The following is a 26,496-nucleotide window of genomic DNA, read 5'->3' as shown; positions in this document are numbered from 1 at the left end:
CTGCCCCAGCCCCCGCCCGAATGCCACTTTTTCAGCGCCAGAACGTAAGATTTTCCTCTTTTTGGAGTCCCCTGTACCCCCGAGAGGGGGGGTCAGCGGCCCCGCAGGGTGGTCTGCACCGCGCTCATGAATTCGGCACGGGTGCGGGCATCGTCCTTGAACAGTCCCCGCATGGCGCTCGTGGTGGTGGAGGAGTTCTGCTTTTGCACCCCGCGCATCGCCATGCACAGGTGCACGCCCTCGAGCAGCACCGCCACACCGCGCGGAGCGAGCAATTCCCCCAGCGCGTCGGCGATCTGGGTGGTCAGGCGTTCTTGCACCTGCAGGCGCCGGGCATACAGGTCCACGATGCGGGCGACCTTGCTCAGGCCCAGAATCTGCCCGTCGGGGATATAGGCGACGTGCGCCCGGCCGTAAAAGGGCAGCATATGGTGCTCGCACATCGAATAGAACTCGATGTCCTTCACGATCACCATCTCGCTGCCCTCGGCGGCGAACACGGCGTCCCCGGCGGCATCGGCCAGGGTGCGGCCGTACCCGGCGGTCAGGAAGGCCCAGGCTTTGGCGACGCGCTGGGGGGTCTTGTGCAGGCCCTCGCGCTCCGGGTCTTCGCCGATGGCCGAGAGCCAATCGTGGGTGAGGTCCCGCAGGCCCGGCACTTCCAGCCGCTCGTCGGCGGCGCTGATGGTGGGTGGAATGGTCAAGGTGAGACGCTCCTTCTTCCGCGCCGCGCGAGCGCCGCGAGTGAATGCGCCGAGTGTAGGCCCGGCCGAAGGGGAGGGACTGTAGGAGAAGCGGCGGGCGCTCAGCCCCAGCTCACGGCCCCGTAGGTCTGCTCGCGGGCCGGGCCGCACGAGAAGATCACGACGGGCACGCCCACCGTCTCCTCGATGAGGTCGAGGTAGGCCTGGGCCTCTTTCGGCAGTGTGTCGCGGCTCGTGGCCCCCTCGGTGGTGGCCCAGCCGGGCAGCTCGCGGTAGACGGGCTGGCCCCCAGGGCCGTAGGCCACGCAGACCTTGACCGTCTCCAGCCCCGCGAGGATGTCCATCTTGTTGATCACGAGGCCGTCGAAGCCGTTGACCTCGGCGGCGTAGCGCAGCAGTTCGAGGTCCAGCCAGCCCACCCGGCGGGCGCGGCCGGTCGTGGTGCCGAACTCGTCCCAGGGCTGCGAGCCGTCGCCGCGCAGCCGCCGCTCCATCTCCCCGAAGACCTCGGTGGGAAAGGGGCCGTGGCCCACGCGGGTGTTGAAGGCCTTGGCAACCCCGTACACCTGCCCGATGGCCCGGTGGTTGACCCCCGCCCCCACCAGGATGCCGCCCACGGTGGGGTGGCTGCTCGTGACAAAGGGGTAGGTGCCGTAGTTCAGGTCGAGCAGGGTGGCCTGGGCGCCCTCGAACAGCACGTTCTCGCCGCCCGCGATCGCCCGGCGCAGGTCCGAGCCGGTGTCGTGGACGAAGGGCAGCAGGGCGTCGCGGATGGGGAGCAGGTAGCCCAGCGCGTCCTCCACGGTGGCCCAGCCCGCGTCACGGGTGGAGTTGGGCTTGGCCTCCAGCAGCCGGGCGATGCGCTCGCGGAGCGTGCCCTCGTCGGCGAGGTCCCCGAAGCGCACTCCCACCCGCCGCGCCCGGTCCGCGTAGGCGGGGCCAATGCCGCGCCCGGTGGTCCCCACGAAATCCTTGCGGCCGTCCACGTACTTGTGGTGCGGCAGCACGAGGTGGGCGCGGTCGCTGATCCGCAGCTCGGGCGAGAGGCCGCCCGCGAGCAGGCTCTGGCGCTCGGCGAGGAACTTCTCGGGGTCAATGACCATCCCGTCGCCCAGCACGCTGACCACACCCTCGTGCAGCACCCCGCTGGGCAGCAGGTTCAGCTTGAAGGTCTGGCCCTTCGCCGTGACGGTGTGCCCCGCGTTGGCGCCGCCCTGATAGCGCACCACGTAGCGGGCGCCCGGCGCCAGAAAATCGGTGATCTTGCCCTTGCCCTCGTCTCCCCACTGCGCCCCGATGATGGCGATTCCCGGCATTGCCGCCTCCAGCCACGCGCTCAGACTTGCTCCTTTCCAGCTTCAGGCCAAAAAAAGCACGGCGCGTGGCACCGTGCCCCAGTGTACCCCGCCGGGACCCCCGCCCTGGGCGGCCAAGCAGAAAAGGCCTCAGCCGGGGCTGAAGCCTTCTCCTGAAGGCGGGCGGGGGTCCTACGGTTCCCGTCCAATCCGTCACCGAACCAGGAGAGCACCGATTCGATAACTCCTTTCCGGTAACCGTTTTGTTCCTGCTCGCTCTGGTTCGCAGCTTTACAAGTCCGCTCGGGTTGAACAGTTTGAATAACTGCTGGGCCGGAATCCTTATCAGATCACCAGGATGATCGGCTCTTCGAGGGTCGCCGCCACGCTCGCCAGGAAGCGGGCGCCCTGGGCGGGGTCCACCGGGCCGTTGAGGGTCAGGGCGGCGCGGCCCCCTTGCACGCGGCCCACGCTGAGGGTCAGGGCATGCGGCAGGTGCAGTTCGTCGAGCCCCAGCGCCCCGGCGTCGGTGACGAGGAGGTCGGGCGTTCCGGCGAAATCACCGTCAAGCGCGGCGAGGGCCTCGCGCAGGCTGCCCGACTGCACGGGGCGGGCCTGTTCGCCGCCCACCCGGTAGACGCCGACGGTGCCCAGTTCCAGCGTCTCGGCGTGGCGCTGCGCGGCACGGGCGACCAGCAGCGCGAGCGGCACATCCTGCCCCAGCGCTCCGGCAAGCTGACGGCACAGCTCCAGGGTGGGGGCCACGTTGCCGTCCCGACGCAGGTAGGGACCGAACCACACCGCCTCGCGCACGGGCGCGGCGGGGATGGGAGCGGCCACGGACTGAATCTCGGGCTGAACCTCGGCGGGCGCGGGCTGCGCGACGGGCTCGACCTCAGTCGGCTCGGGCTGCACGGGCGCCGCGGGCATGGGGGCGGGCTCGGCGGCCACCTCCTCGACCACCTCGGGAGCGGCCACTTCCGGCAGGGGGGCGGGAATGACCTCGGGCTCCGGGGTGGGCTCGGGCTGGGGCGCCGGGGTGAAGGTGGGCACCACCGGGGTCGGCTCGGCCACGGGCGCGGAGAAGGGCGAGGCGGGCGCGGGCGTGAAGGCGGGGGCCGTCGGCTGGGGCTCGGGCTGCGCGGAGGACGCGGGAGCCGCGTCCTGGCCGGGCTTCTGGTACAGGCGCGAGAGCAAGCCGCCCAGACCGCCCATGACGCCGCCGGTCGCGGCGGCCGCCGCAGCGGGAACGGCGGGTTCCGGGGTGACAGGTTCGCTGGGCACGGGTTCGCTGAAGCTCGGCATGGGGAGGGTGGGGGTGACGGGCACCTCCACGGGCTCGCTCGCCGCCGCGAAAGGGGCAGGCTCGGGCGCGGGGGCCACGATCTCCGGCTCGTCCTCCAGCTCGAACTCCATCGCCTCGTCTTCCAGGCTGACCTCAGGCAGGCTCGCCTCGGGGGCAGGCATGGAGGGCACGGGTGCGGGCTGGCCCACGAGCGCGGCGAGGTCCGAGTCCACGCCCGCGCTGCTGAGCATGTCCATGCTGGGCATGCCGGGAGCGAGCAGGCCGCCGCCGGGGGGCAGTTCGGTGCCCGTCCACTCGGGCGGGGGGGCGTCGACGGGCGTGGCGGGCGGCTCCTCCTCCCCGCTCATGATGCGGGTGAGGTAATTCAGGATGTCCTGCTCGACGATCAGGCCGCCGTCGCCGCTGCCGTCGAGATGCTGCCAGTCGATGCCGTTCGCTTCCGCCAGAATCTTGGCGAGCGGAGCAATCCGTTCCATTCATGTCCCCCTTCGGGTGCCGCGGGGGCCGGGCACCAGCTTGGCACTGCCTTGCATAGGCCCCAGGGTGGCACCCGCCACCTGACAGGCTTCTTTCAGATGTGAGGCGCCTGAGGGGCGCGGCGGACGGGAGAGCGGTTCGCGCCCGCCCGTGCTCCACCCCGCGCCTTGCTACCCTACGGGGGTTGCCGCGGGGGACGCGGCGAGGAGTCCGAATGCAGATATTTGACGAGATGCAGGCGCGGGGCCACGAGGCGCTGACGCTGCTTCACCATGCGCCCAGCGGGCTGAAAGCGGCGCTGGCGGTTCATTCCACGGTGCTGGGTCCGGCCATCGCCGGGGTGCGGCTGCGGCCCCTCGACGAGACCGAGGCGCTGCGTGGGGCGCTGGCCCTCTCCGAGAGCCTGACCCTCAAGGCGGCGCTCGCGGGGCTGAACTACGGCGGCGGCGCGTGCGTGCTGATGCTGCCCGAGCAGGGGGTGGACGACCCGCACGCCCGCGAGGCGCTGTTCCGGGCGCTGGGGCGGCAGGTGCGCCCGCTGGAGTCGCGGGTGGTGCTCACGGAAGACATCGGCGTGACGCCCACCGACATCGCCTTTGTCGCGCAGGAGACGCCCGCCACCCTGGGCGTGAACACCGACACCAGCAGCGTGACGGGCTACGGCGTCTACCGGGGCATGAAGGCCGCCGCCCGGCACGCCCTGGGGTCCGAGAGCATGCGCGGGGTGCGGGTGGCAATCCTGGGGGTGGGCGCGGTGGGCCGCACGCTCGCCGCGCACCTTCACCGCGAGGGCGCCCGCCTGACCCTGGCCGACACCCGCCCCGAACGCGCCCAGGCGCTCGCCGAGGACCTCGACGGGGTGACGGTGGTGTCCTCCCACGAGCTGTTCGACGTGCCCTGCGACATCTTCTCGCCGTGCGGCTACGGGCACTCCATCCGCAGCGCAGACGTGCCCCGCTTGCAGTGCCGCCTGATCGCGGGCGGCGAACACCATCCCCTCTCCCGGCAGGGCGAGGCCGCCGTGCGGGAAGCCGGAATCGTGTATATGCCCGACTTTGCCATCAATGCGGCCGGACTGATCGCCGCCGCGACCACCCTCACCCCAGAGCAGGCCGCCGAGCGGGTGTACGCCACCGTCTCGCGCATCACCGCCGCCGCCGAGCAGTACGGCAAGCCCCCCCACGTGGTCGCCCGCCGCATGGCCGAGCGCCGCATCGACCTGATCGGCAGCCTGGGCGCGGGGGCCGGGGCGGGGACGTACGGGAGGAGCGCGTGACCTCCCCCTTCGTGATCGGTGTGGCGGGCGGCTCGGGCAGCGGCAAGACCACCGTGACCCGCCGGGTGATCGAGACGGTGGGCGCGGGCAGCGTGGCCGTGCTGAACCAGGACAACTACTACCGGGCGCAGGACGACATCCCCTTCGAGGCCCGGCTGACCACCAACTACGACCACCCGGCGGCCTTTGACTGGGCGCTGCTGCGCGAGCACCTGGGGGCGCTGCTGGCGGGCGTGCCCATCGAGATGCCGGAATACGACTTCACCCGCCACACCCGCTCGGCCCAGACCAGCCGGGTGCTGCCTGCGCCCGTGGTCGTGCTGGAGGGCTTTTTCGCCCTGTACGACGAGGAGGTGCGGGAGCGGATGCACCTCAAGGTCTTCGTGGACGCCGACGCCGACGTGCGCTTTATCCGCCGGTTGCTGCGCGACACGCAGGAGCGCGGGCGCACTCCCGAGAGCGTGATCTCGCAGTATTTGGAGTTCGTGCGGCCCATGCACCTGTCTTTTGTGGAACCCACCAAGAGATATGCCGACGTGATTATCCCGCACGGCGGCATGAACGAGCCCGCGCTCGACATGCTGGCGGCGCGGATTCGCACGACGGTGTGAGGCGTGTGAATGGTGGCCGCTCGGACCACCAGCCCCTTCCCCCTTTCGGCGGACGACCTGCCCCGTACCTGGCCGCAAGCTGTTCCACTAACCACTACCCCCTCACCACTCCCCCCTAGGATGACCCCGTGACCGATCCCGCCCCGACCCCGCCGCCCCCCGTCCGCTCCGACCTCACGCCGCCGCCCGCACCGGGGGGAGCCCTGGCTCCGGCCACGCCGCTGCCGCCCGCGAGCCGTCACCGCCTCACCTGGCCGCTGCTGGGGGTGATCCTGCTCTCGCTGATTCCGGCGCTGCTGCTGGCCTGGGACCGAGTGGGGTACGAGCAGCGGGAAAAGACGGTCGCGCTGGTCATGGACTACCCCGCGCTGGCGGTGCAGGCGCAGCGGGTGGGCCTGACCCCGCAGGCGCTGCTGGACCGTTACAAGGCGCTGGGAGTCAACGGGGTCGCCGTCTACGAGGACGTGATCGGCAACCGCGAGCAGCGCGGCGAGCTGTACGTGCGCCGGGGCGCCGACCTCGCCGCCGAGAATCCCGGCGAGGGCGTCAACCCGCAGTGGGTGTATATGCGGGAGCTGGAGCCGGGGGCGCTCGACGGGCTGCCGGAGCGCTACACCATCCCCACGCGGGAGGTGCAGATTGCCGGGCAGACGTGGCTGGAGTGGCCCACCGACCCCTCCTTCCTGCCCGCCGGGCCGAACAGCGAACTGATCGCGGACCTGGGGCGACAGGGCCTCGTGACCGTCTACCGCCCCTACGACGACGTGGCGGTCAAGGCCCCCGGCGCGGACTGGCCGGACGTGCCCTACGTCGCCTTCACCGGGGACGAGGTGATCGGGGCGCGGACGCCCGAGCGGCTGGAGCAGATTGACCGGGCGATGGGGAGCCGCCTGCCCGCCCTAGTGGAGGGCTCGGACCAGCGCGGCCTCGACACCCTGATCGAGGACCGGGGCGCGGTGCGGACCTTCACCATGAATCCGTCGTGGCAAAACCGCCTGAACCCGGAGGAGGTCGCCAGCAAATATAACCTCGCCGCCCGCGAGCGCGGCCACCGGTTGCTGTACCTGCGGCCCTACCCCACCGTGAACGAGACCGAAGCCCTGCTGCGCCGCACCTCTGAGTTGCTGGACCGCTCAGGTCTGACGGTGGGCACGCCCGAGGTGCGCCCCTACGCGCCGAACGACACGCTGCGCTGGCTGAGCCTGCTGGGGCCGCTCGCCGCCGCCCTGCTGCTCGCGCTGAGCTTCCCGCTGCCCCGGCTGGGACTGCTGGTGATGGCGGGGGTGACCCTGCTGGCCTTTGCGCTGAACAGTCTGGACGGGTTCCAGCCCTTCGCGGGCGCGGCGCTGCTCGCCGCCGTGACCTTCCCGGCGTTGGGGCTGGTGCTGCGGCGATCCAGGGTCACCGACTGGTTCCTGGCGACGGGCCTGTCGCTCGTCGGCGTGCTGTTCGTCTCGGCGCTGGGGGCCAGCCGGGAAAGCGTGCTGGGCCTGGAACCCTTCCGGGGGGGGGGCCTGACCCTGCTGGTGCCGCTGGTGCTGGTGGCGCTGAGCTTCCTGCCCAAACAGGACCTGCGCCAGACCGCGCGGGACCTCTACAACGCGCCCATCCGGCTGGGGGACATCGCCGTGATGGGGCTGGGGCTGGCGGTCTTCGCGCTGGTGTTCCTGCGCCGGGGCAATGTCAGCGCGGTGGGCGTCAGCGACGTGGAGGCCCAACTGCGGCAGGGGGTGCAGGATTCCATCGTGCGGCCCCGCTTCAAGGAACTCGCCGGGCACCCGCTCGCCCTCGTGGGCCTGAGCGGCGCGTTGCCGGGCTACTTCAGCCCGCTGCTGATTCTGGGCGGCGTGGTGGGGCAGGCCAGCATCCTGAACACCTTCTCGCACTTTCACACGCCGCTGCTGATCAGCGCCGCCCGCTGCTTTATCGGGCTGGGGGTGGGGCTGCTGCTGGGCCTCATCGCCATTCCGGTCGTGAAGTACCTGCTGCGGCTGTGGCAGACCTGGGGCGCGAGAGGGGCCAGCCGCCAGTCGCCAGCAACCAGCGGGGAGAGCCGGGCGTGAGGGTTGCCGTCAGCGGGTACTACGGCTTCGGGAACACCGGGGACGAGGCCATCGCCCTGGCGATCACGCGGGAGCTGAAGGCCGCCGGACACACGCCGCTGCTGCTGTCGAACACGCCCAGCGAGACGGCGCAGACCTACGGGAGCGAGAGTGCCCCCCGGATGCAGCCGTGGGGGTTGGTGGGTGCTCTGGCCCGCTCCCAGGTGCTGCTCTCGGGGGGCGGCGGGCTGCTGCAAGACAAGACGAGTGGGCGCACGCTGACCTATTACCTCGGCGTGATCCGGCTGGCGCGGGCGCTGGGCAAGCGTGTGGTGGTGTTCAACCAGAGCGTCGGCCCGCTGAGCGAGGAGGGGGGGCGCAAGGTGGCCTCGGCGCTGAGGGGCGTACCCCTGATCGTGCGCGACCGGGGCAGTCTGGAGACGCTGCGGGGGCTGGGGCTGGAGGGACGGCTGGGCGGGGACCCGGCACTGCTGCTCGCGCCCACGCCGGGCCTGACCCCCGACCCCGCCCACGTGATCGTGGCCCCGCGCGGGGACGTGACGGCGGCGGCCCCGGCGCTGGCCGAGACGGTGCGGCGGCTGCGGGCGGAGGGGCGCCGCGTGACCGCCCTGAGCTTCATGCCGGGCCACGACGACGCGGCGGCGCAGGCCCTCGGTGCCGACCACGTCCTGAGCACCCGCGACCCGCAGGAGGCGCTGGACGCCATCGCGGGGGCCGGATTCGTGATCGGGGTGCGGCTGCACGCGGTCATCCTGGCCGCCGCCGCCGGGGTGCCCTTCGCGGGCGTGGCCTACGACCCCAAGGTCGCGGGCTTCTGCGCGGACGCGGGGGCGCCTGCCCACCCGGTCACCCCCGACCCGGACGCCTTGACCGCTCAGGCCCTGGCCCGCACCGCTCCCGACTGGGGCGGGGTGGCGGGGATGAAGGAACGGGCGCGGGACAGCTTCGGGTGGGCGCTGGGCGGCTGAAGGCCGAGCACCGGGGGCCAGCTCAGGCAGACGCCAGGGCTGGCCCTCTCCCTTTAGCCCCCGTGCGTGACCACGTTGCAGGTGCACCGCGCCAGCGTCGTCGTCCGGCCGCGCTCGTCGCGCACCTCCACCGTCCAGACCATCACCGTGCGGCCCCGGTAGGCCAGGGTGGCCTCGGCGGTGACCCAGCCGTCCGACACGCCGCGCACATGGGTGCCGCTCACGTCCACGCCGACGCCGACCTGCCGCCGCACGTCCAGATTCAGCCAGGTGCCCACGCTGGCGAGTTCTTCCGCGAGCGCGAGGCTGGCCCCGCCGTGCAGCCGTCCGGCGGGCTGGCGGTTGCCCTCGACCGGCATCCGGGCGCTCAGGCGCTCGCGCGAGGCGGTCAGCAGTTCGATGCCCAGCCGCTCAGCCAACGTGCCGAACAGGCCATTCATACGGGCGGCCAGGTCCCCGGGCGTCAGCGCGTCCAGCTCGTCGGGGCTGGGCATCTGGAGGTCGGGGTGCAGCGCCGTCTGGGGAGGGGTCATGCGGGGAGGATAGGCGCTCAGCCTTCCGCCACGCACCCCGCCCACGCCGCCTCGTACTCCGCCCGGTCCAGCCCCCGCCCGATCAAGACGAGTTCGGACGGTCCCGGCTCGCCCTCCCAGGCGTCGGCGGTGAAGAGGTCGCGCACCGCCTGAAACAGCACCGGGTGCGGGTAGCCCAGCAGCGAGAGCGTGCCCTTGACCCGCAGCACCTCGGCGGGGCGCGAGAGAATCAGGTCGGTCAGGAAGCGCTGCCAGCGGTAGGGGTCCAGCGGCGTCTCCGAGCGCAGGGTGAAGGAAGTCAGACCCGGCGTGTGGGCCACGGGCGCAGCTCCCTCTAGTGCCCTGGGGTCGAAGTCGTCGCGGGCGAGCAGGGCGTCCGCGTCCACCTGTCCGCGCTCCACCCGCACCACGCGGGCGAGGGGGTTGACGCTGCGCAACACGTCCTCGGCGTGGTCGAGGCGCACCGGGTCCGCGAGATCGGTCTTGTTCAGCACGACCACGTTGGCGTAGGCGAGCTGCCGCGCCGCCTCGGAGTGCTCGCGCAGGGTGGTCAGGACGTGCCGGGCGTCCACCACCGCCACCAGCGTGGTCACCCGGAAGGCCGCCCGCACGGAGCGTTCCAGCAGGGTGGTCAGCACGGGCGTGGGGTCCGCCACCCCGCTCAGCTCCACCAACACGGCGTCGGGCCTGTGCTCCCGCAGCCCGATGGTCACGAGCGCCCGCAGCAGATCGTCCCGGCCCGTGCAGCACAGACATCCGGCGGTCAGTTCGGTCACGTCGTCCTGAAGGCGCTCGATCAATCCGCCGTCCACGCCCGTGGCCCCGAACTCGTTCACGATCACGCCGAGGCGGTGGGGCAGCGATCGAATCAGGTGGTTGACCAGCGTGGTCTTGCCCGCGCCCAGAAAGCCGCCGATCACGAGGACGGGAATGCGGTCGTCGGGGCGGGATTCGGGCGGGGTCATGGGACCGAGGATAGCGGGGGCCGGGGCCTGCCGCCCTACACCGTCTCCGGCGGCATTTCCCCCAGAATCCGCGCCGTCTCCACACTCACGGTCGTCACGCGGGCCAGCAGGTCCACCACCCGTTCCTTGTGGTCGGCAAAGCGGTAGGTATTGAACTTCTCGCGGATGGTCGGGTCTTTGGGCGACGTCTCCTTGTGGCGCTCCAGCACCCATTCCAGCGCCGAGCGGTTGCCCAGGCGGTAGCTCCACGCCGCAGGCGGCACCCCGCGCAGGGTCGTCAGCCCGTCCAGCTCAATCGCCCCGGTCGGCACCTTGGCCGCGTCGCGCACCACCTTCAGCCGTCCCCGCGCCGCCAGCGCCCGCGCCTCGGGCGTCTCCCCTTTCGGCGGCACGTCCACGCGCTCCAGCGGGTAGGGGGCCGCCGTCTCGAAGCCCACATGCAGCCCCATCAGCTCGCGGCCCCAGGCCACCCAGCGCCCGAACTCCGGGTAAAAGGGCACACGCGGGAACTCCTGGCGCAGATTCAGCGCGTATTTCTCGCGGTACGCCGGGTGGTGGAGGACGGCGTAGACGTACTGAAAGATGTCCTCACGGGTGATGCCAGGGTCGGCGTAGTGGTCGCGGAAGGCTTTCAGGGCGTAGTCGGTGATGTTTTCGATCCGCTCGCCGCCCGAGTAGCGGTAGAGGGGGAGGCATTGAGCGCCGCCATAGAGACAGTTCAGGTCTACAACTCGATCAGAGGCCAGCGGGTCCCAATGGACGTTATTAGCGCCGTTGAACAGGATAACCTGGTTCTTAGAACTAGAGTCTGGAAATATTTGAGGATTCTGATACTGGACTTCATTTAGGTTTTTGTCGTAATAGATCAACGAACGCGAGTAGGGCCTATAGAGCGCGGATAGTATCTTAGCTTCGTCGTAAGTATATCTTACGCCTTTAGATAAGTCGGCTTTAACGGCTCGCGTCCACTTTATCTCAGCCAAACTGTCTTCACTTGGCCTATACCCACTCCCAATCTGCGAATTGTAGTGTTCTATAAGCCAACTTATTTTACTCTCAAGATTCTTCGGGCTTAGATCATAAGCCCATTCATCCCGGTTGGTAACAACGCCAAGCGAATACAGCTTGAAAATCGCCTGCTCCTGCCCTTTGACTTTGGCCTGTTTCGTTTGCTTATCCGCCACAGGCAGGAACTCCTCCCAGCCATGCTCGGCCTGCCCGATCCAGTTGTGCTTGGCGTCGGGGCGGATGCGCTCGAAGTCCACGTCTCCGAATGGGGTGGTGGCGAGCCAGTCGAGCTTCTGGCGGGCGGTGTCCATCTCAGGGCGGCGGGCGTACTCGATCACGGCGGGCTGCGCTGGGGCGTCGGCGCGGCGCTTTCTGGTGGGCGTCGCCTTGACCAGAAAGGCGATGGCGATGCCCGTCTGAATGGCGAAGACGTTGTGCCTGGGGCCGCTGAGTTTGGGATTGGCCCGCACGTCGCCGCCGAGGTCGATGACGTAGATGTGGGTGTATTCGTCGGCGGCGACCTTGCGAAAGCCGTCAAAGGTGCGGCTGTCGATAAAACTGCGGTTCATGACGAAAGCGACGATGCCGTCGTCCTTGAGCCTATCGGTGGCCCAGCGCAGGAAGCGCGAGTACATGTCGTACAGCTTGGTTTTCTGGGCGCGGCTGGCGGCGACGTAGGTGGCCTTGATGCGGCGGTCGATCTGGGGGTAGTCGCGGTTCTTGTTGTTGTCGTTCTCGTTGGCCTGGTTGGCGCGGTACGGCGGGTTGCCGATGATGACGCGCAGCGGGCGGGCGTTCTGGCGCTTGACCCGCTCCAAATTCTCGGCGCTGACGCCGCCGAACAGCGATTCCTGGGCGCTGGAGACGCCGAAGCCCGTGTTGTCGAGGGTATCGACGAGGACGATGTTGCGGAACTCGGCGTAGTGGCCCATCTTCTGGGCGTAGGTGGCCTCGATATTCAGGTTGGCGATGTAATAGGGCAGCAGCGCCAGTTCGTTGCAGTGCAGGTCGTGGGCGTACTTGTGTTCCAGCCTGTTGCGGGGCAGGTAGTCGATCAGCTCGGTGATAAAGGTGCCCGTGCCGGTGGCGGGGTCCAGAATCTCGACGCCGGGGTCACTCAGCGCCTTGCCGAAGTGGCGGTCGAGCAGGGCGTCGGTGGCCCCCACCATGAAGCGCACGATCTCGCCGGGGGTGTAGAAGATGCCCAGGCGGTCGGCCCCGGCGGGGTTGTAGGCGCGGTAGAAGTTCTCGTACAGCACCTTCAGGAAACGCTGTTTCTCGTGGTGGTCGGCAATCTGGGCGGCGGCGGCGTTGATCGCGCCGTAGTAGCGTTTCGTGCGCCCGGTCACGTCGCGCTTGATCTGGCCCTTGTAAAAGGTGTCGGCCAGCCGCCCGAGCTGCTGGGCGATGTTGTTGTCCTCGTGGTACTGGGCGTTGTCGAAGACGCTGCGAAAGAGGTCCCCGGTCAGGATGTGCTGAATCAGCATCTCGCCCGCGTCCCTGGCCCGGAACTCGGGGTCGATGGCTTCCCGCCCCAGCTCGACAAAGGCGCCCAGCTCGCGCCGGTAGTCGGGGTTCTCCCCGGCGGCGGCGATGGCCTCCCGCAACACGCCCAGCAGGTGCGGCATCTCGGCCCGGAACTGCTCGATGGCCCGCCGGAACTCGGTGACCTGCGGCGGCTCGAAGGCGAAGAAGGTGGTCAGCAGCCCCGCGAGCGCCTCGGCGTCGTCCATCGGCACGCGCCGGACCTCCTCGCCGTGCTGAATCAATACGGCGGTGCGGCTGTCCTCAAAGAGGATGTTGTCCTTCGGGTAGCCCCTGGCGAACTTCTTCTCGATTTCATGGTCCAGCGTGTCGGCCTCGTCCTTGCTCTCCCAGAAGCCGCGCGGCTGTTGCAGGGCGTCTTTGAGGGTGCCGTCGGGGTAGACCGTATTTTTCTGGCCGGGCGGACGGTACCCCACCTCCGGCACCAGCCGCAGGGGATCGCTCTGGGCCTCGGCCCACTCGGTCAGCAGGCCCTGAAAGGCCCCGCGCACGCTCGTCTCGTTGCGCGTGCCGCCAAACTGCACGGCGTCTTCGAGCCGTTTCTGAAACCTGCGGACGAGTTGCACCGACATGCCCGGCAGGATAGGGCGCGGCGGGGGTGGGGCGGGGGCGGAGTTGCGGTGGGACCCTGAGGCGGCGCTGCCGCCCACCCCCCTCTCCTGCGGAGCTTTACAAGTCTGCAAGCAGCTCTACGAGTCCCCCACAAGGAGGGAGGAACACGTGCCCTCTGTTGTTGCTCCTCCCCCTTGAGGGGGGAGGTTGGGAGGGGGTGAGGGGGCCACCGGGCAGCCCTGCCCCCACCCCCCGCGCTACCCTTTTCCCCGTGCCCCCCCGCCCCAATCCCCAGAGCGCAGGCCCCGCCACGCCCGGCCCCGGCGTGACCCGCCGCCTCTACGGCCTGCTCACGCCCTACCGCCGCACGGTGGCGCTGGGCTTGCTCCTCCTCGTGGGCAGCGTGGCCGCCGAGCTGTACCCGCCGCTGGTGTGGATTCGGGTGGTCGACCAGGGGATTCCGGCCCGCGACTGGACCTTGATCGGGGGGCAGCTCGCCCTCCTGGTCGGCGTGTTCGGGCTGCAACAACTCCTCTCGGCGTGGCGCGGCCTGCTGCTGGAGCGGGCGGGGCAGCAGCTCACGCTGGACCTGCGCCTGAGTGTGTACCGCAAGCTTCAGGGCCAGTCCGCGAGCTATTTCGAGACGCAGCGCACCGGCGACCTGATCGCCCGCGTGACCGGGGACGTGGACGCGATTCAGGACGTGCTCGTGCGCGGGACGGACGCCGTGCTGGCGAACGCCCTGCGGCTGATCGGTGTGGTCGCCATCTTCATCGCGCTGCAACCCCTGCTCGGGGTGCTCGTCACGCTGCCCATGCTGGCCGTCGCGCTGATGCTGCGGCGCTACGCCCGCACGGTGCGGCCCGCCTACCGCGCGGCGCGGACCCGGCTGGGGGACTTGACGGCGCTGATCACCGACCGCCTGGGCGGGGTGCGGGTGGTGCAGGGCTTCGCGCGGGAGGCGGCGGAGGAACGCCGGGTCGCGGCGCTCGCGGGCGAGCTGTACACGGAGCAGGTGAAGGCCGTGGCGCTGCGCAACCGCGCCTTTCCGCTGGCCCGCTTCGTGGCGAACTTCGGCAACGTGATCATGCTGGGGGGCGGCGCGTGGCTGATTCTGGCCGGGCAGTTCACGTTGGGCGGGCTGCTGGCCTACCGGGGCTACGGGCGCTACTTCTACGGCCCGATTGACGACCTCGTGAATATCGGGGACCTCTTGCAACGCGCCGAGGCGAGCGGGCGGCGGGTCTTCGAGGTGCTCGACGCGCCCGTGGCGGTGGCCGAGCGTGCCGGTGCGCGGCCCCTCCCCGAACCCGCGCGGGGGGAAGTGCGCTTCGAGAGCGTGACCTTCGGCTACGACCCCACCCGCCCGGTGCTGCGGGACGTGACGCTGACTATCCCGGCGGGGCAGCGGGTGGCGGTGCTGGGAGCGTCGGGGGCAGGAAAAAGCACGCTGCTCTCGCTGGTTCCGCGTGGGCATGACCCACTGGAAGGCCGGGTTCTGCTGGACGGGGTGGACGTGCGCGACCTCACGCTGGAGAGCCTGCGCACCCACGCGGTCACCATGCCGCAGGACACCTTCCTCTTTCACGACACGGTGCTGGAAAACGTGCGCTACGCCCGCCCCGACGCTGGCGACGCGGAGGTCGAGGGGGCGCTGGAGGCCGCCTACGCGCTGGACTTCGTGCAGGCGCTCCCGCAGGGCTTAGGGACGGTGGTGGGCGAGCGCGGCGTGCGCCTCAGCGGAGGCCAGCGCCAGCGCCTCGCCATCGCGCGGACGCTGCTCGCGCGGCCCACCGTCCTCCTCCTTGACGAACCGACGAGCGCCGTGGACGCCGAGAGCGAGGCCGTCGTGGTGGCGGCCCTGGGGCGGCTGATGCGCGGGCGAACGGCCCTGATCGTGACCCACCGCCTCAGCCTCGCGCGGACCTCCGACCGGGTGCTCGTACTCGACGGGGGGCGCATCGTGGAGGACGGTCCACCCGACGTGTTGCGGGCACGGAATGGGGCCTATGCCGCGCTGGAGCGGGCCGCGCGGGGGTTGGACGGGACGCTGCCGGGCGAGTGGCCGGACGACCTGCCTCTGCCCACCGAACCCGTCAACGCGGAGTGAGCGCCCCGATCATCCCGGTGGCGATCAGGGCCGCCGTCCCCAGCCCCAGCACGACGAACCACGCGGGCGCCCGGCCCCCGTCCGCTGTATTGGCGGCCGACCAGGCGAGCCGTAGATTGACCAGCGCGAAGACCAGTAAAAAGGCGTCCAGCGCGTCCACGCTGCGCCCGCCCCCGATGCTCCAGGGATAGAACACGAAGAAGGTCAGCCCCGCCAGCGCGAGCGCGACCACGAGTTGGGGGGCCTAGGGGAGGCACCGGCCGCTCCTCAGACCAGCTCGTGGTACTGGCCCCGGAAGTAGACCAGCGGGTCGTCGTCGGTGTAGCGGGCGTACTCGACCAGCCCAAGGTAGAGGGTATGGTCACCCGCCGCGATCACCTCCTGCTTGCGGCACACGAGCTGCGCCACGCTGCCGCCGATCAGGGGCAGGCCCTCGTGGGTGAACCACGGCACCGCCTCCTCGGGACCCGGCCGCCCGGCGAAGTGGTCACTGAGGTGGCGCTGCGCCGCCGAGAGGATGCTGACGCCGAAGCGCTCCACCTCGGGCCGCGAGAGCAGCGCGTGCATCTGGGCGCGGTGGTCCACGCTGACCAGAATCAGCGGCGGGGTCAGGCTCACCGACACGAACGCACTCGCCGTCATGCCCCGCCGTTCCTCCCCATCCGCCGCCGTGATGACGGTGACGCCGCTGGCAAAACGCCCCAGCGTCTGCCGGAACTCGAAGGGGGGAATACCGTCGGGAGCGGGAGAGGTCATGGAGGTGAGTGTAGCGGGGGGTCGGGAGGAGCGTCGGGTGGGCTGCCGGTGGGGTGGGGGAAGCCGCCTGTGCGGAGGGTTGAAGGGCTGGGGGAGGCAAATCGTCCTACAGGGCAAGCGTTGCTTGCCACCCCCCTCCCCAGCCCTCTGCAAGCAGCTCTACGAGTCCCCCACAAGGAGGGAGGGAGAAGCCGCTAACCTGCTGTTGCTCAAGCCGTCTTTTCCTTGTGTCAGCCGTCCTCAATGTTCCCGTCTCGCAAGTTCACTTTCCAGGCAGACGAGCCGTTCGGCGCATCTGCGCCGAGGCCTTCCAATAGGGCGGAGGATGGCGTGGAGAGGGAAACGGGGGCGGGGCAAGCGACGCCGGAACACGGGGGGACACCCTTTGCCTAGCGCAGCGCCGCTCCCCCCTCCACCAAGTGCCAGACGCGCTGGATGAGTTAGCGGCAACGCGCAGGCCGCCCTGGGCGGCGGAGAGGTTGCCCCGCTGGGGTAGGGGGGCTGGGGGGGTGAGGACGCAGGCGAATCAAGCCCCCTTGCCCCTACCGCTTTCCACTCGCCGCCGGAGCAGGCGCCGCGTCCCGCACCAGCAGATCGGGCAGCCGCACCACGCCCATCTCCGGCACCGCCTCGGCCCACCGCTGCCCACTGACCCGCACCTCGACCGGCCCGGCGGGGAGCGTGAGGAAGCCGTAGTGTCCGCCGCCGTCGGTGATCGTCCGGGCGACGACCCTGCCGCCCTGCACCGCCTCCACCGCCCGGCCGCCCAGCACGGCGGTTCCCACGATCCGCCCCGAGAGGCCCCGCAGCGTCGGCGGCCCCACCTGCCAGTCCACCCGGCCCGCCAGCGCCCCCCCCGGCGCGGTGAGGGCGGCGCGAATCGCCTCCAGCCCCTGCCCGGTGCTCTGGCGGGTGCCGTACACGTCCAGGGTGGGCGTGCGGTAGGAATAGCCCACCCAGCCCAGCCCGGAGGCGACCGTGCGCCGGGCCTGCGAGGCGGTCACGGCGGGTGTGTTGAGGTACAGGGCCGTACCGCCCGCGACCTCCGAACGGCCGCGCACGCTGGCGGCAAAGGCATTCCAGCCGTCCAGCCACTCGCCCTGCTCGCCCACCGTGTCACGCTTGTAATTCATCAGGACATTGAGGTCGAGGTAGCCCTCGCGCATCCAGGTCGGCCAGTCTTGCAACACGTCGGTGTAGGTGCGCGACTTGCGGAAGGCCGCGAGGTCGCCTGGCGCGGGCGGCGCCCCGTAGGTGATGGTCGCGGCCGTGACCCAGGCGGTCGGGCGCACGGCCTTGACCTCCAGGCTGATGCGGCGCACGAGCGCCGTGACCTGCTCGCGTTTCCAGGCCTGCCAGCGGGGGTCAGAGGCGGCGGGAGTCCCCTTCGCACCCGTCTCGGCGCGGTAGCGGGCCAGCGTCTTGGGGTCGTAGCCCCACGCGCCGCCGTCGGGGTAGCGGATGCGGTCGAGCTGCACCCCGTCGACCGGGTAGTTGCGGACGAGGCTGACCACCGACTCGACCATGTGGTCGGCGGCGCCGGGAATGGCCGGGTCGAGCCAGCCGTCCCCGCCCTCCTGCCAGGAGCCGTCCGGACGGCGGGACATCCACGAGTTGGCCCCGGCGGTGGGGCCATGCAGCCGCGAAACGTGCCGGGGGCTGGTGTTGGGCACGCGGGCATTGACCCCGCCCGTCACGCTGACCCAGGCGATCACCCGCATGCCCCGCGCGTGCGCCAGCCGGGTCACGATGGTCAGCGGGTCGAAGTTCTTCTCGAAGTCCCGGTCGGTGATGGGCGGCACGCTGGCCCGCAGGCACAGGCAGTCGCCCCGCCGCACCGCCTGCACGAAGAGGGTGTTGACCCCCAGCCGCGCGGCGTCCTCCACGACCTGCGCGACCTGCTGCCTCGTCTTGAGCCCCGGCCCAAAGGCGTCCACCCACAGACCGCGCACGGTGCTGATGGGCGCGGGTTGGGCGGGCGGGAGCGGCACCGTCACCGGGACGGGCACCACGGGAGCCGGGACGACGGGCGCCGACACCGGCGGGGCCAGCGGCGAGGCCACGGGCGCCGCTGGGATGACCGGGACCACCGGTGCCGGAGTCACGGGAGCGGGCTGCACTGGGGCCGGTTCAACCGGCGTCGCCGGGGGCACGGGGTCCACCGGAGCTGGGGCGGGCACCACGGGCGCGGGGACAGGCGGCAGAGGCTCGGGCGTGGGCGCGGTCGCCCCCGCCCCTGGGAGCACCGCCACCGAGAGCAGCAGGGTCAGGGGCAGGGCAAGGCGCACGGGGGAAAAGGTCTTCACGGTGTGCGGGCAGCGTAGCGCAGGGGCCGGGGCGGGCGGGTGAAGGCGGGGCCTGCAGCGGTGCTAGGTCTGGGCCTCGGCGCCCTCAGCCTCATCGTCCGGGGCGTCGCCGTCGGCAGCGGCGGCCTGGGCCTGGACACGGCGGTTCTTGCCGATCTCGCGCACGCGGCCGGAAAAGCGGCCCTTGATCTCCTCGTACAGCGGGTGGGCGCGGATGTCGCCGGGGCGGGAGGGGGCAGCCTGAGCAGGCGCGGGCGCCGGAGCCGAGGGGCGCGGGGTGGGCGCCGGTCGCGTGGGCACCACGTCCGCGAAGGGGGCGTCCTCCAGCGAGGGCGGCGGCCCATCCACCGTCCCGCCGATGTCGTCCCAGTTGGGTTCCTGGGTCACCTCCTCCACGACGTACAGTTCGCGGGACGCGCCCGGCGGGGCCACCCGGTCCCCACCCTGTGCGCCCTCGGGCGGGGGGGGCGGGTCGGCGGCGTGGTCGTCCTCCCAGGGGGCGGGACCGGACTCAGCGAGCGGCGCGGGCGCCACGTCGTCGGGACTGGGGGGTGGGGCGGGGCGCAGGGGCGCGGGTGGGGGGGCGTCCAGGGTGGCGGTCGCGGCGCGGGCCTGGGGCGCGGCCTGAGCAACGGGCTTCTCCGGTGCCGCCCGTTCCACCGGGGCGAAGTCCGGCCCCCGTGTGGCGCGGGGGCGGGGGGCGGGGTCGAAGGCGGGAATGTCGGCCCTGGGGTTGGGCGCGGCGGACTGTGCCGGAGGCGGTGAGGCAGGCGCTGGAGTGGGTGACCGGGGCAGGCCCCCTCCCCCACCGCCCCCCGGCCCTGGCCCGTCCCCACCGCCACCCAGCCGCACCCGCCGCCCGCCCTCCGGCGCGACGAGTTCGAAGGTCACCGGGCCGAAGACCTTCAGCACCAGCGCAGCCACCTCGTCAAATTTGGCGGCGATCTGCTTGGCGTGGAAGGCATTTTTCTCGTCGTAGCTCAGGCTCACGTAGCCGGGCTCGGCGTGCATCCGGGCAGGTTTGAGGAAGGCCCGGAGTTGCATGGACGCCTGCCGGGTCACGTCCGCCCAGTTGCCCTGCACAGGGACAGGGGCTGCGGCGGACGCGGGGACCTCCTGAACGGGCGGGGGTGTGGCTGGAGCCGAGCGCCGGGCGGCAGGCTGAGGGGCCGGAGCTTCCTGGGTCGGCGCCGGGGCCGCCCGCACCCCCGCACTCCGCAACTCGGCCAGCTCGCGCTCCAAGCGGCTCAGGCGCTGGGTCACGTCGGCGGGGAGGGCAGGGACCGCCGCTGCCCCAGCCGGGGCCGCGCTCCCCCCGCCCCCATCTGCCGCGAGGAGGGCATGGGTCAGGGCCAGTTCCAGGCTCAGGCCGTCCGCCGATCGGGCAAAGCGCGACTCCTGCTCGTCCAGCGCGGCTTGCAGCCTCAGCAGCCGGGGCACGTCGGCGCCCTCCAGCGCCTGCCCCTCCAGCCCGAGTTCGGCGTGCAGGGCGTCCGCGAAGGCCGCGACCAGCCCTTCGACCACCGTCCGCGCCGCGAAGCCCTCGCGGTAGAGCTGCGCCGCACCCTGGAGGGCCGTCGCCGCATCCCCCAGCACCAAAGCCCCCGCAATGCCGCGCACCCGCTCGCCGGGGGGCAGGCCCAGCGCGTCCTCCACCGCCGCCTTCGTCACCGCCGTGCCCGCCGCCAGCATCCGCTCCAGCAGGCTCTCGCCGTCGCGCATGGCACCGTCGGCCAGCCGCCCGATCAGGTTCAGGGCTTCCGGCTCGGCGGTCATGCCCTCGCGCTGGGCCAGCCCCGCGAGCTTGCCCGCGATTTCCTCCGGCGTCAGGCGGCGAAAGCGGTAGTGCTGGCAGCGCGACAGAATGGTCGGGATGATCTTTTCCGGCTCGGTCGTCGCCAGGATGAAGATGACGTGGCCGGGCGGCTCCTCCAGCGTCTTGAGCAGGGCGTTGAAAGCCGCCCTCGACATCATGTGCGCCTCGTCGAGGATGTAGATCTTCTTGCCGCCGCGCATGGCCGCGAGGCTGACCTTCTCGCGCAGGTCGCGCACGTCGTCGACCGAGTTGTTGGAGGCCGCGTCAATCTCCAGCACGTCGGGGTGCGACCCCGCCCGCACCGCGAGGCAGCTCTCGCACTCGCCACAGGGCTTCGGACTCGGCCCGGTGCAGTTGGCCGTCATGGCGATCAGCCGGGCAGTGGTCGTCTTGCCCACCCCGCGAGGCCCAGAAAACAGGTAGGCGTGCCCCACCCTCCCCTGCTCCAGCGCGGTTTTCAGCACGTCCTTGACGTGTTCCTGGCCGACCACCTGATCCCAGCGGATGGGCCGGGCACGCTGATAGATGGCGCTCATGCTGGCCCCTCCGGGCGGGCAGGGCAGACGAGGCCGGGACAGCCAGACCGCCGTCCCCACCGACATTTTTCGGTCCACCTCACGCCGCGCCCCGCTTCTGTGCCCCTCACCCGCTCAGTGTACCGGGGGCCTCCCGGCCAGGGGGTGAGGGGGGGCAGGTTCGGCTCCGGCCGCACAGCAAAGGAGCGCCCCGCAGGACGCCCCTTTCTCTCCTCGTTGCCTCTATTCCGACAGCCAGATGTACCGCGCCAGCAGCAGCGCCGCCACCGCGTACAGAATGGGACTCACCTCGCGGCCCCGGCCCGACAACAACTTGATGCCACAGAAGCTGATGACCCCCCAGCTCACCCCGTTGGCGATGGAAAAGGTCAGCGGCATGGCGATGATGGTCAGGAAAGCGGGGATGCTCTCGGTCACGTCGTCCCAGTTCACGTGGCGCAGGCCTTCGAGCATCAGGGCGCCGACCAGGATCAGTGCGGGCGCAGTTGCGGCGGCGGGAATCGCGCTCGCCAGCGGCCACAGGAACATGGCGAGCAGGAAGAGAACCCCGACCACCACGGCGGTCAGCCCGGTGCGGCCCCCGTCCTCGATGCCGGAAGCCGACTCCACGTAGGCGGTCGTGGTCGAGGTGCCCATAAAGGCCCCGAACATCGCCGCCAGGCCGTCCATCGCAAACACCCGGCGGGCGCGGGGCATGTCGCCCTGCTCGTTCAGATACCCGGCCTTCTGCGCCAGCCCCGTCAGGGTGCCCGTCGCGTCGAAGAAATCCACGAAGAAGAAGGTGAACACCACGCTCAGCAGCCCCAGCCCCAGCGCCCCGGCGATGTCCATCTGTCCGATCAACGAGGCGGGCCACACCGGAGTGTCGAAGATGCCCAGGAAGCGCCCGGTAAAGCCGCTGAAGGGCACCGACTGCCCGTTGGCGCCCACGTACACGGGAAGCTGGAGCGCGATGGCGAGCACCGTGGCCGCCAGGATGCCCCACAGGATCGCGCCCTTGACCCGCCGGGCCAGCAGCGCCGCCGTAATGACCAACCCGGTGAGTGCGACCACCGACGGCGCGGCGGTCAGGCGGCCCAGGCCGACGAGGGTGGCTTCGTTCGCCACCACGATTCCCGCGTTCCGCAGCCCGATAAAGGCCAGAAAGGCCCCGATCCCGGCCGTGATGGAGAATTTCAGGACGTTGGGAATCGCCCGCACGATGGCCTGCCGGGCGCCCAGCACGCTGAGCAGCACGAACAGGACGCCCGAGATAAACACCGCCCCCAGCGCGGTCTGCCACGGCACCCCCAGCCCGCCGACCACCGTGAAGGCGAAAAAGGCGTTCAGGCCCATGCCGGGGGCCTGCGCGAAGGGGTACCGCGCCACCAGGCCCATCGCCAGCGAGCCGAACGCGGCGGCGAGCGCCGTGGTCATCAGCAGCTGCACGAAGGCGTTGGGCACGTCAATCGCCGTGCTGAGAATCTGCGGATTCACGAACAGCACGTAGCTCATGGTGAGGAAGGTGGTCAGGCCTGCCCGCACCTCGGTGCTCACCGTGCTGCCCGCCGCCCGAAGGCCGAAGTAGCGGTCAAGAAACCCGCCCGTCGAAGCTGAAGTCGTGGTCACGGTCTCCACTATGAAGCCCCCGTGAAACCCGCGTCGCAACTCCCCCAGTTCACCCCCCGCCACCCCCTACACTCGGGCGGTGATCCCCCTGGTACATGGCTTCGCTATCGCCTATACTCAGCCGAGGTTGTTATGCTGCTAGCAGAAATTATCAGCGTGGGAACGGAGCTGCTGCTCGGCGAAATCGTCGACAGCAACGCCGCGTTTCTCGCCCGCGAACTCGCCGGGCGGGGCGTCACGCTGCACCGCAAGACGGTGCTGGGCGACAACCTGGGCCGGGTGTCTGAGGGACTGCGGCTGGCCCTCTCCCGCGCCGACCTCGTGATCGTGGGCGGCGGCCTCGGCCCCACCGACGACGACCTCACGCGGGAGGCGATTGCCGCCGTGCTGGGCGAAACGCCGCAGGAGGACCCCGACCTGATCGCGTGGCTGGAGGGCCTGTATTCCAGCCGGGGCCGGGTGATGCCCGCCGTGAACCGTAAGCAGGCGTGGCTGATCCCTTCGGCCGAGGCGCTGCCCAACCCGGTCGGCACCGCGCCGGGGTGGTTCGTGCGGACGCAGGTGGAGGGCCGGGAACGCTTCATCGTCGCCTTGCCCGGCCCCCCGCGCGAGATGCACCGGATGTGGCGCGAGCAGGTGCTGCCCCGGCTGCCGCTGCCCGACTCGGCGCTACACGCGGTCACCCTGCACACCCAGGGCATCGGCGAGAGCAACGTGGCCGAGCTGCTGGGCGAACTGACCCGGGCCGCCAATCCCAGCGTCGCCACCTATGCCCGCAAGACCGGGGTGGACGTGCGGGTGGCGGCAAGTGCCCCCACGCTGGAAGGAGCGCAGGCCCTCGCCGCCCCGGTGCTGGCGACTGTGCGCGAACGCCTCGCCCGCTGGGTCTGGGGCGAGGACGGCGACACGCTGGCCGGAGCGGTGACCGGCGCACTCGCCGGGCGCACCCTGGGCGTGGTGGAGGCGGGAAGCGGCGGGGCACTCTCCTCCCTGCTGGCCGACGAACCCGGCTTTCTGGACGCCGCCGTCACGGTGGACCATGCCCGCCTGCTCACGCTGGGCCTGACCCCGGTCACCCTGCGCGACCACGGGGTCGTGAGCGAACCCGCCGCGCTGGAACTCGCCACCGGAGCGCGGGAGCATCTAGGAGCAGACGTGGGCCTCGCCGTCGTGACCGCCGCGAGCGGCGAGGGTGCGGGCCGCACCTTCGTCGCCCTCAGCGACGGGGAGCGGGCGGAGGTCCGGGCGCTGGACTGGCCGGGCGACGCCGCGCAGATTCGGGAGCGGGCGGCCGTCGCTGCCCTCGCGTTGGCCCTGCGCGTGCTGCGCCCGGCGGCGGTGAGTGCATGAAGATTCGTAAGACGCCCAAGCCTGCCGCGCCGCCTGCCCAGGAAGTTCAGGCCGAAGCCCAGGCTCCCCGACCGGACCCCAAGCCCCGTCCCGCCCCCTCGCGCACCACCGACGAGCGGCCACACGCCCCCCAGACCCTCCGCCTCTTCTTCGCCTTCAAGGTGCCCGGCGACGTGGCGACCCCGCTGGCCGAGTCGCAGCGGCACCTGCGCGGCAACTGGCGGGCGGTGCGGGCGGACCAACTGCACATCACCCTCGCGTATCTGCCCGCCGTTCCGCCCGAGCGGGTGGCCGACCTCAAGCGGCTGGGCACGCGGATCACCGAGCACCTTCCGCCCATACAGGTTCGGCTGCGCGGCACCGGCTACTTTCCCAACGAGGGCAGCCCGCGCGTCTGGTTCGTGAAGGCGGAGGCCGAGGGGCTCAACGAGCTAGCGGCCGAGTTGCGGATGGGCCTGAAAGAACTGGGCATCGCCACCGACGACCTCCCCTTCAAGGCGCACGTCACGCTGGCCCGCAAGAAGGGTCCGGCGCCGCGCGTGCCCCCGCTCCTCTTCGATCTGGGCTGGCAGGCAGGGAACATGGCGCTGATTCGCAGCACCCTCCGTAAGACCGGCCCGATCTACGACACCGTGAGCACCTTCCGGCTGAGGGGAGTGCAGGACATGCAGGATAGAGGGACGGTTCCGCCGTCGCCCCCCCTCCCCAGCCCTCCCCCTCCAGGGGAGAGGGAGCAAGAAGCCCACCCCACTTCCCACTCATCACTGCCCACTTACCCCCCCGAGGAGACCCCATGAGCAAGGACACCCCCAAGGACTTCGGCACCCCCGGCGACAGCAAGGAACGCTCCAAGGCCATCGAGACGGCCATGACCCAGATCGAGAAGGCCTTCGGCAAGGGCTCGATCATGCGGCTGGGCGCCGAGAGCAAGCTCGACGTGCAGGCGGTCAGCACCGGCAGCCTCAGCCTCGACCTCGCGCTGGGCGTGGGCGGCATTCCGCGCGGGCGCATCACCGAGATCTACGGCCCCGAGTCGGGCGGCAAGACCACCCTGGCCCTCTCGATCATCGCGCAGGCCCAGAAGGCGGGCGGCACCTGCGCCTTTATCGACGCCGAGCACGCCCTCGACCCTGTGTACGCCCGCAGCCTCGGCGTGAGCACCGACGAGCTGCTCGTCTCGCAGCCCGACAACGGCGAGCAGGCGCTGGAGATCATGGAGTTGCTGGTGCGTTCGGGCGCGATCGACGTGGTCGTCGTGGACTCGGTCGCCGCGCTGACCCCCCGCGCCGAGATCGAGGGCGAGATGGGCGACTCGCTGCCCGGCCTCCAGGCCCGCCTGATGAGCCAGGCGCTGCGCAAGCTCACCGCGATTCTGTCCAAGACGGGCACCGCCGCCATCTTCATCAACCAGGTGCGCGAGAAGATCGGCGTGATGTACGGCAACCCCGAAACCACCACCGGCGGCCGGGCGCTGAAGTTCTACTCCAGCGTGCGCCTCGACGTGCGCAAGATCGGCCAGCCGGTCAAGCTGGGCAACGACGCCGTGGGCAACACGGTGAAGGTCAAGACCGTGAAGAACAAGGTCGCGCCCCCCTTCAAGGAGGTCGAGCTGACCCTGATGTACGGCAAGGGCTTCGACCAGCTCAGCGACCTCGTGACGCTGGCGTCCGACATGGACATCATCAAGAAGGCCGGGTCCTTTTACTCCTACGGGGAAGACCGCATCGGCCAGGGCAAGGAAAAGGCCATCCAGTACATCGCCGAGCGCCCTGAAATGGAAGCCGAGATCCGCGAGCGCGTCCTCGCCGCGATCAAGGAAGGCCGCACCGGGGACGTGGGCGCGGTGGCGAGCGTGCCCGCCGTCGCCGAATAAGCTGCCAGAGTTCGCCGCGAGCGCCCCTGCCCGGAGGATGGGTGGGGGCGCTTCCCGTTGCGTGAGGAGGGATCGTGGCCCGCGCCTCATGGTTCATGGCCCCAGTGCCCTACCCTGAAATGAACAGGCCAAGCCAGGCCAGACGAGGTGAGCCATGCAGACCATCAACCTGTACGACGCCAGGAACCAGTTCAGCAAGCTCGTGGATGCGGTGGAGGGCGGGGAAGTCGTGGTCATCGCGCGAAATGGCAAACCTGCCGTCAAGCTCGTGCCCCTTTCCTACGGCGAGCGCACCGAGTGGAGTCCCGAAGTCCAGCAGTTTCTGGGCGGTGGCGACTACGACCCGGACGCCTTCGAAATCGACCGAAGTGATGTTTTGCCCGCACCGGAGCGCGACCTTTTCTGATGCGGTATCTGCTGGATACCAACGTGGTCAGCGACGTTCTGAAACGGCATCCTCAGGTGGTGGCCCGGTTCCGGGCTCTGCCCCCCTCCGCGCTCGCGGTCAGCACAGTCACGGTGATGGAAATCGAGTACGGCTTCGAGCGCAAGCCCGCCGCTCGGGAGAAATTGGGTGAGGTCTGGACCGCGCTTCTCGGTGACCTTCATGTGCTGCCTTACGACTCGCGGGACGCGGCCCATACGGCGCGTGTGCGTGCCCACCTTGCCCAACTGGGCCAGCCCATAGGCCCCTACGACCTCCAGCTCGCAGGAATGGCACTCGCCCGCCGCCTGATCCTCGTCACCCACAATACGGTCGAATTTGGGCGCGTCGCAGCGTTGCCGGTCGAGGACTGGTGGCTGTCCTGAGCCTGCCGCGCTCCCCGCAGGAGGTGAG

The 26,496-nt window shown here is 70.7% G+C and carries 21 protein-coding genes; 10 read left to right on the top strand and 11 right to left on the bottom strand.

Annotation, left to right across the window (positions count from 1 at the left end):
- Positions 1-92: 92 nt before the first annotated feature.
- The 3 genes from folE to C3K08_RS01450 all read right to left on the bottom strand — a co-directional run bounded on the left by folE (position 93) and on the right by C3K08_RS01450 (position 3,781).
- Complete coding sequence (folE, locus tag C3K08_RS01460; RefSeq protein WP_104989724.1) at positions 93-704, bottom strand: GTP cyclohydrolase I FolE; 612 nt, start codon at positions 702-704, stop codon at positions 93-95.
- 101 nt (positions 705-805) lie between these two features.
- The gene (locus C3K08_RS01455; RefSeq protein WP_104989723.1) at positions 806-2,020 is read right to left on the bottom strand and encodes an adenylosuccinate synthase; all 1,215 of its coding nucleotides are present in this window, start codon (positions 2,018-2,020) and stop codon (positions 806-808) included.
- 324 nt (positions 2,021-2,344) lie between these two features.
- A complete protein-coding gene (locus C3K08_RS01450) occupies positions 2,345-3,781 on the bottom strand; it encodes an E3 binding domain-containing protein (protein WP_104989722.1) in 1,437 nt (478 codons plus the stop codon).
- A gap of 215 nt (positions 3,782-3,996) precedes the next feature.
- Between C3K08_RS01450 and C3K08_RS01445 the strand changes: the two genes are divergently transcribed.
- From C3K08_RS01445 to csaB, 4 genes are all read left to right on the top strand, one after another.
- A complete protein-coding gene (locus C3K08_RS01445; RefSeq protein WP_104989721.1) occupies positions 3,997-5,058 on the top strand; it encodes a Glu/Leu/Phe/Val dehydrogenase dimerization domain-containing protein in 1,062 nt (353 codons plus the stop codon).
- Positions 5,055-5,669 carry a uridine kinase gene (gene udk / locus C3K08_RS01440; RefSeq protein ID WP_104989720.1) on the top strand — a complete coding sequence of 205 codons (615 nt, stop codon included), beginning with the start codon at positions 5,055-5,057 and terminating at the stop codon, positions 5,667-5,669. The genes C3K08_RS01445 and udk overlap by 4 nt, the downstream gene beginning before the upstream one ends.
- Before the next feature lie 128 nt (positions 5,670-5,797).
- Positions 5,798-7,732 (top strand): DUF5693 family protein, encoded by a 1,935-nt coding sequence (locus C3K08_RS01435; RefSeq protein WP_369848384.1) that lies wholly within the window; start codon positions 5,798-5,800, stop codon positions 7,730-7,732.
- Positions 7,729-8,700 carry a polysaccharide pyruvyl transferase CsaB gene (gene csaB, locus C3K08_RS01430; protein ID WP_104991851.1) on the top strand — a complete coding sequence of 324 codons (972 nt, stop codon included), beginning with the start codon at positions 7,729-7,731 and terminating at the stop codon, positions 8,698-8,700. Before C3K08_RS01435 ends, csaB begins: the two co-directional genes overlap by 4 nt.
- 53 nt (positions 8,701-8,753) lie before the next feature.
- On the opposite strand, the gene C3K08_RS01425 is transcribed toward csaB, so the two are convergent.
- The 3 genes from C3K08_RS01425 to C3K08_RS01415 are packed head-to-tail and all read right to left on the bottom strand — an operon-like array spanning position 8,754 to position 13,323.
- Positions 8,754-9,233 carry a PaaI family thioesterase gene (locus tag C3K08_RS01425; protein WP_104989719.1) on the bottom strand — a complete coding sequence of 160 codons (480 nt, stop codon included), beginning with the start codon at positions 9,231-9,233 and terminating at the stop codon, positions 8,754-8,756.
- Positions 9,234-9,250: 17 nt separating this feature from the next.
- The gene (locus C3K08_RS01420) at positions 9,251-10,198 is read right to left on the bottom strand and encodes a GTP-binding protein (RefSeq protein WP_104989718.1); all 948 of its coding nucleotides are present in this window, start codon (positions 10,196-10,198) and stop codon (positions 9,251-9,253) included.
- A gap of 35 nt (positions 10,199-10,233) precedes the next feature.
- The gene (locus C3K08_RS01415) at positions 10,234-13,323 is read right to left on the bottom strand and encodes a type ISP restriction/modification enzyme (protein ID WP_104989717.1); all 3,090 of its coding nucleotides are present in this window, start codon (positions 13,321-13,323) and stop codon (positions 10,234-10,236) included.
- Positions 13,324-13,574: 251 nt separating this feature from the next.
- On the opposite strand from C3K08_RS01415, the gene C3K08_RS01410 reads away from it, so the two are divergent.
- Positions 13,575-15,413 (top strand): ABC transporter ATP-binding protein, encoded by a 1,839-nt coding sequence (locus tag C3K08_RS01410; protein WP_234009114.1) that lies wholly within the window; start codon positions 13,575-13,577, stop codon positions 15,411-15,413.
- Here the strand turns inward: C3K08_RS01410 and C3K08_RS01405 are convergent.
- The 5 genes from C3K08_RS01405 to C3K08_RS01385 all read right to left on the bottom strand — a co-directional run bounded on the left by C3K08_RS01405 (position 15,400) and on the right by C3K08_RS01385 (position 22,435).
- Positions 15,400-15,645, bottom strand: coding sequence for a hypothetical protein (locus tag C3K08_RS01405; protein WP_234009113.1), 246 nt, complete (start codon positions 15,643-15,645; stop codon positions 15,400-15,402). The two genes, C3K08_RS01410 and C3K08_RS01405, sit on opposite strands and share 14 nt — an antisense overlap.
- A gap of 35 nt (positions 15,646-15,680) precedes the next feature.
- The gene (locus C3K08_RS01400; RefSeq protein WP_104989716.1) at positions 15,681-16,169 is read right to left on the bottom strand and encodes a flavin reductase family protein; all 489 of its coding nucleotides are present in this window, start codon (positions 16,167-16,169) and stop codon (positions 15,681-15,683) included.
- 542 nt (positions 16,170-16,711) lie between these two features.
- Positions 16,712-18,475, bottom strand: a complete 1,764-nt coding sequence (locus tag C3K08_RS01395; protein WP_369848381.1) for a glycoside hydrolase family 10 protein — start codon at positions 18,473-18,475, stop codon at positions 16,712-16,714.
- A gap of 63 nt (positions 18,476-18,538) precedes the next feature.
- Complete coding sequence (dnaX, locus tag C3K08_RS01390) at positions 18,539-20,827, bottom strand: DNA polymerase III subunit gamma/tau (protein WP_104989715.1); 2,289 nt, start codon at positions 20,825-20,827, stop codon at positions 18,539-18,541.
- Positions 20,828-21,049: 222 nt separating this feature from the next.
- Positions 21,050-22,435, bottom strand: a complete 1,386-nt coding sequence (locus C3K08_RS01385; protein ID WP_104989714.1) for an NCS2 family permease — start codon at positions 22,433-22,435, stop codon at positions 21,050-21,052.
- 132 nt (positions 22,436-22,567) lie between these two features.
- On the opposite strand from C3K08_RS01385, the gene C3K08_RS01380 reads away from it, so the two are divergent.
- The 5 genes from C3K08_RS01380 (at position 22,568) to C3K08_RS01360 (ending at position 26,468) form a co-directional block, all read left to right on the top strand.
- A complete protein-coding gene (locus C3K08_RS01380; protein ID WP_104989713.1) occupies positions 22,568-23,785 on the top strand; it encodes a CinA family nicotinamide mononucleotide deamidase-related protein in 1,218 nt (405 codons plus the stop codon).
- Positions 23,782-24,582 carry an RNA 2',3'-cyclic phosphodiesterase gene (gene thpR, locus C3K08_RS01375; protein ID WP_104989712.1) on the top strand — a complete coding sequence of 267 codons (801 nt, stop codon included), beginning with the start codon at positions 23,782-23,784 and terminating at the stop codon, positions 24,580-24,582. Before C3K08_RS01380 ends, thpR begins: the two co-directional genes overlap by 4 nt.
- Positions 24,579-25,658, top strand: coding sequence for a recombinase RecA (recA, locus tag C3K08_RS01370; RefSeq protein WP_104989711.1), 1,080 nt, complete (start codon positions 24,579-24,581; stop codon positions 25,656-25,658). The genes thpR and recA overlap by 4 nt, the downstream gene beginning before the upstream one ends.
- Positions 25,659-25,812: 154 nt before the next feature.
- Entirely contained in the window at positions 25,813-26,064 is a 252-nt protein-coding gene (locus C3K08_RS01365) for a type II toxin-antitoxin system Phd/YefM family antitoxin (protein WP_104989710.1), read from the top strand.
- 59 nt (positions 26,065-26,123) lie between these two features.
- Positions 26,124-26,468, top strand: a complete 345-nt coding sequence (locus tag C3K08_RS01360) for a PIN domain-containing protein (RefSeq protein WP_234009112.1) — start codon at positions 26,124-26,126, stop codon at positions 26,466-26,468.
- Positions 26,469-26,496: the final 28 nt, after the last annotated feature.

It is taken from the genome of Deinococcus sp. NW-56, assembly GCF_002953415.1.
Lineage (GTDB): Bacteria > Deinococcota > Deinococci > Deinococcales > Deinococcaceae > Deinococcus.
The sequence above is the reverse complement of the archived record's forward strand: the minus strand, read 5'-3'. Positions and strand labels throughout refer to the sequence as shown.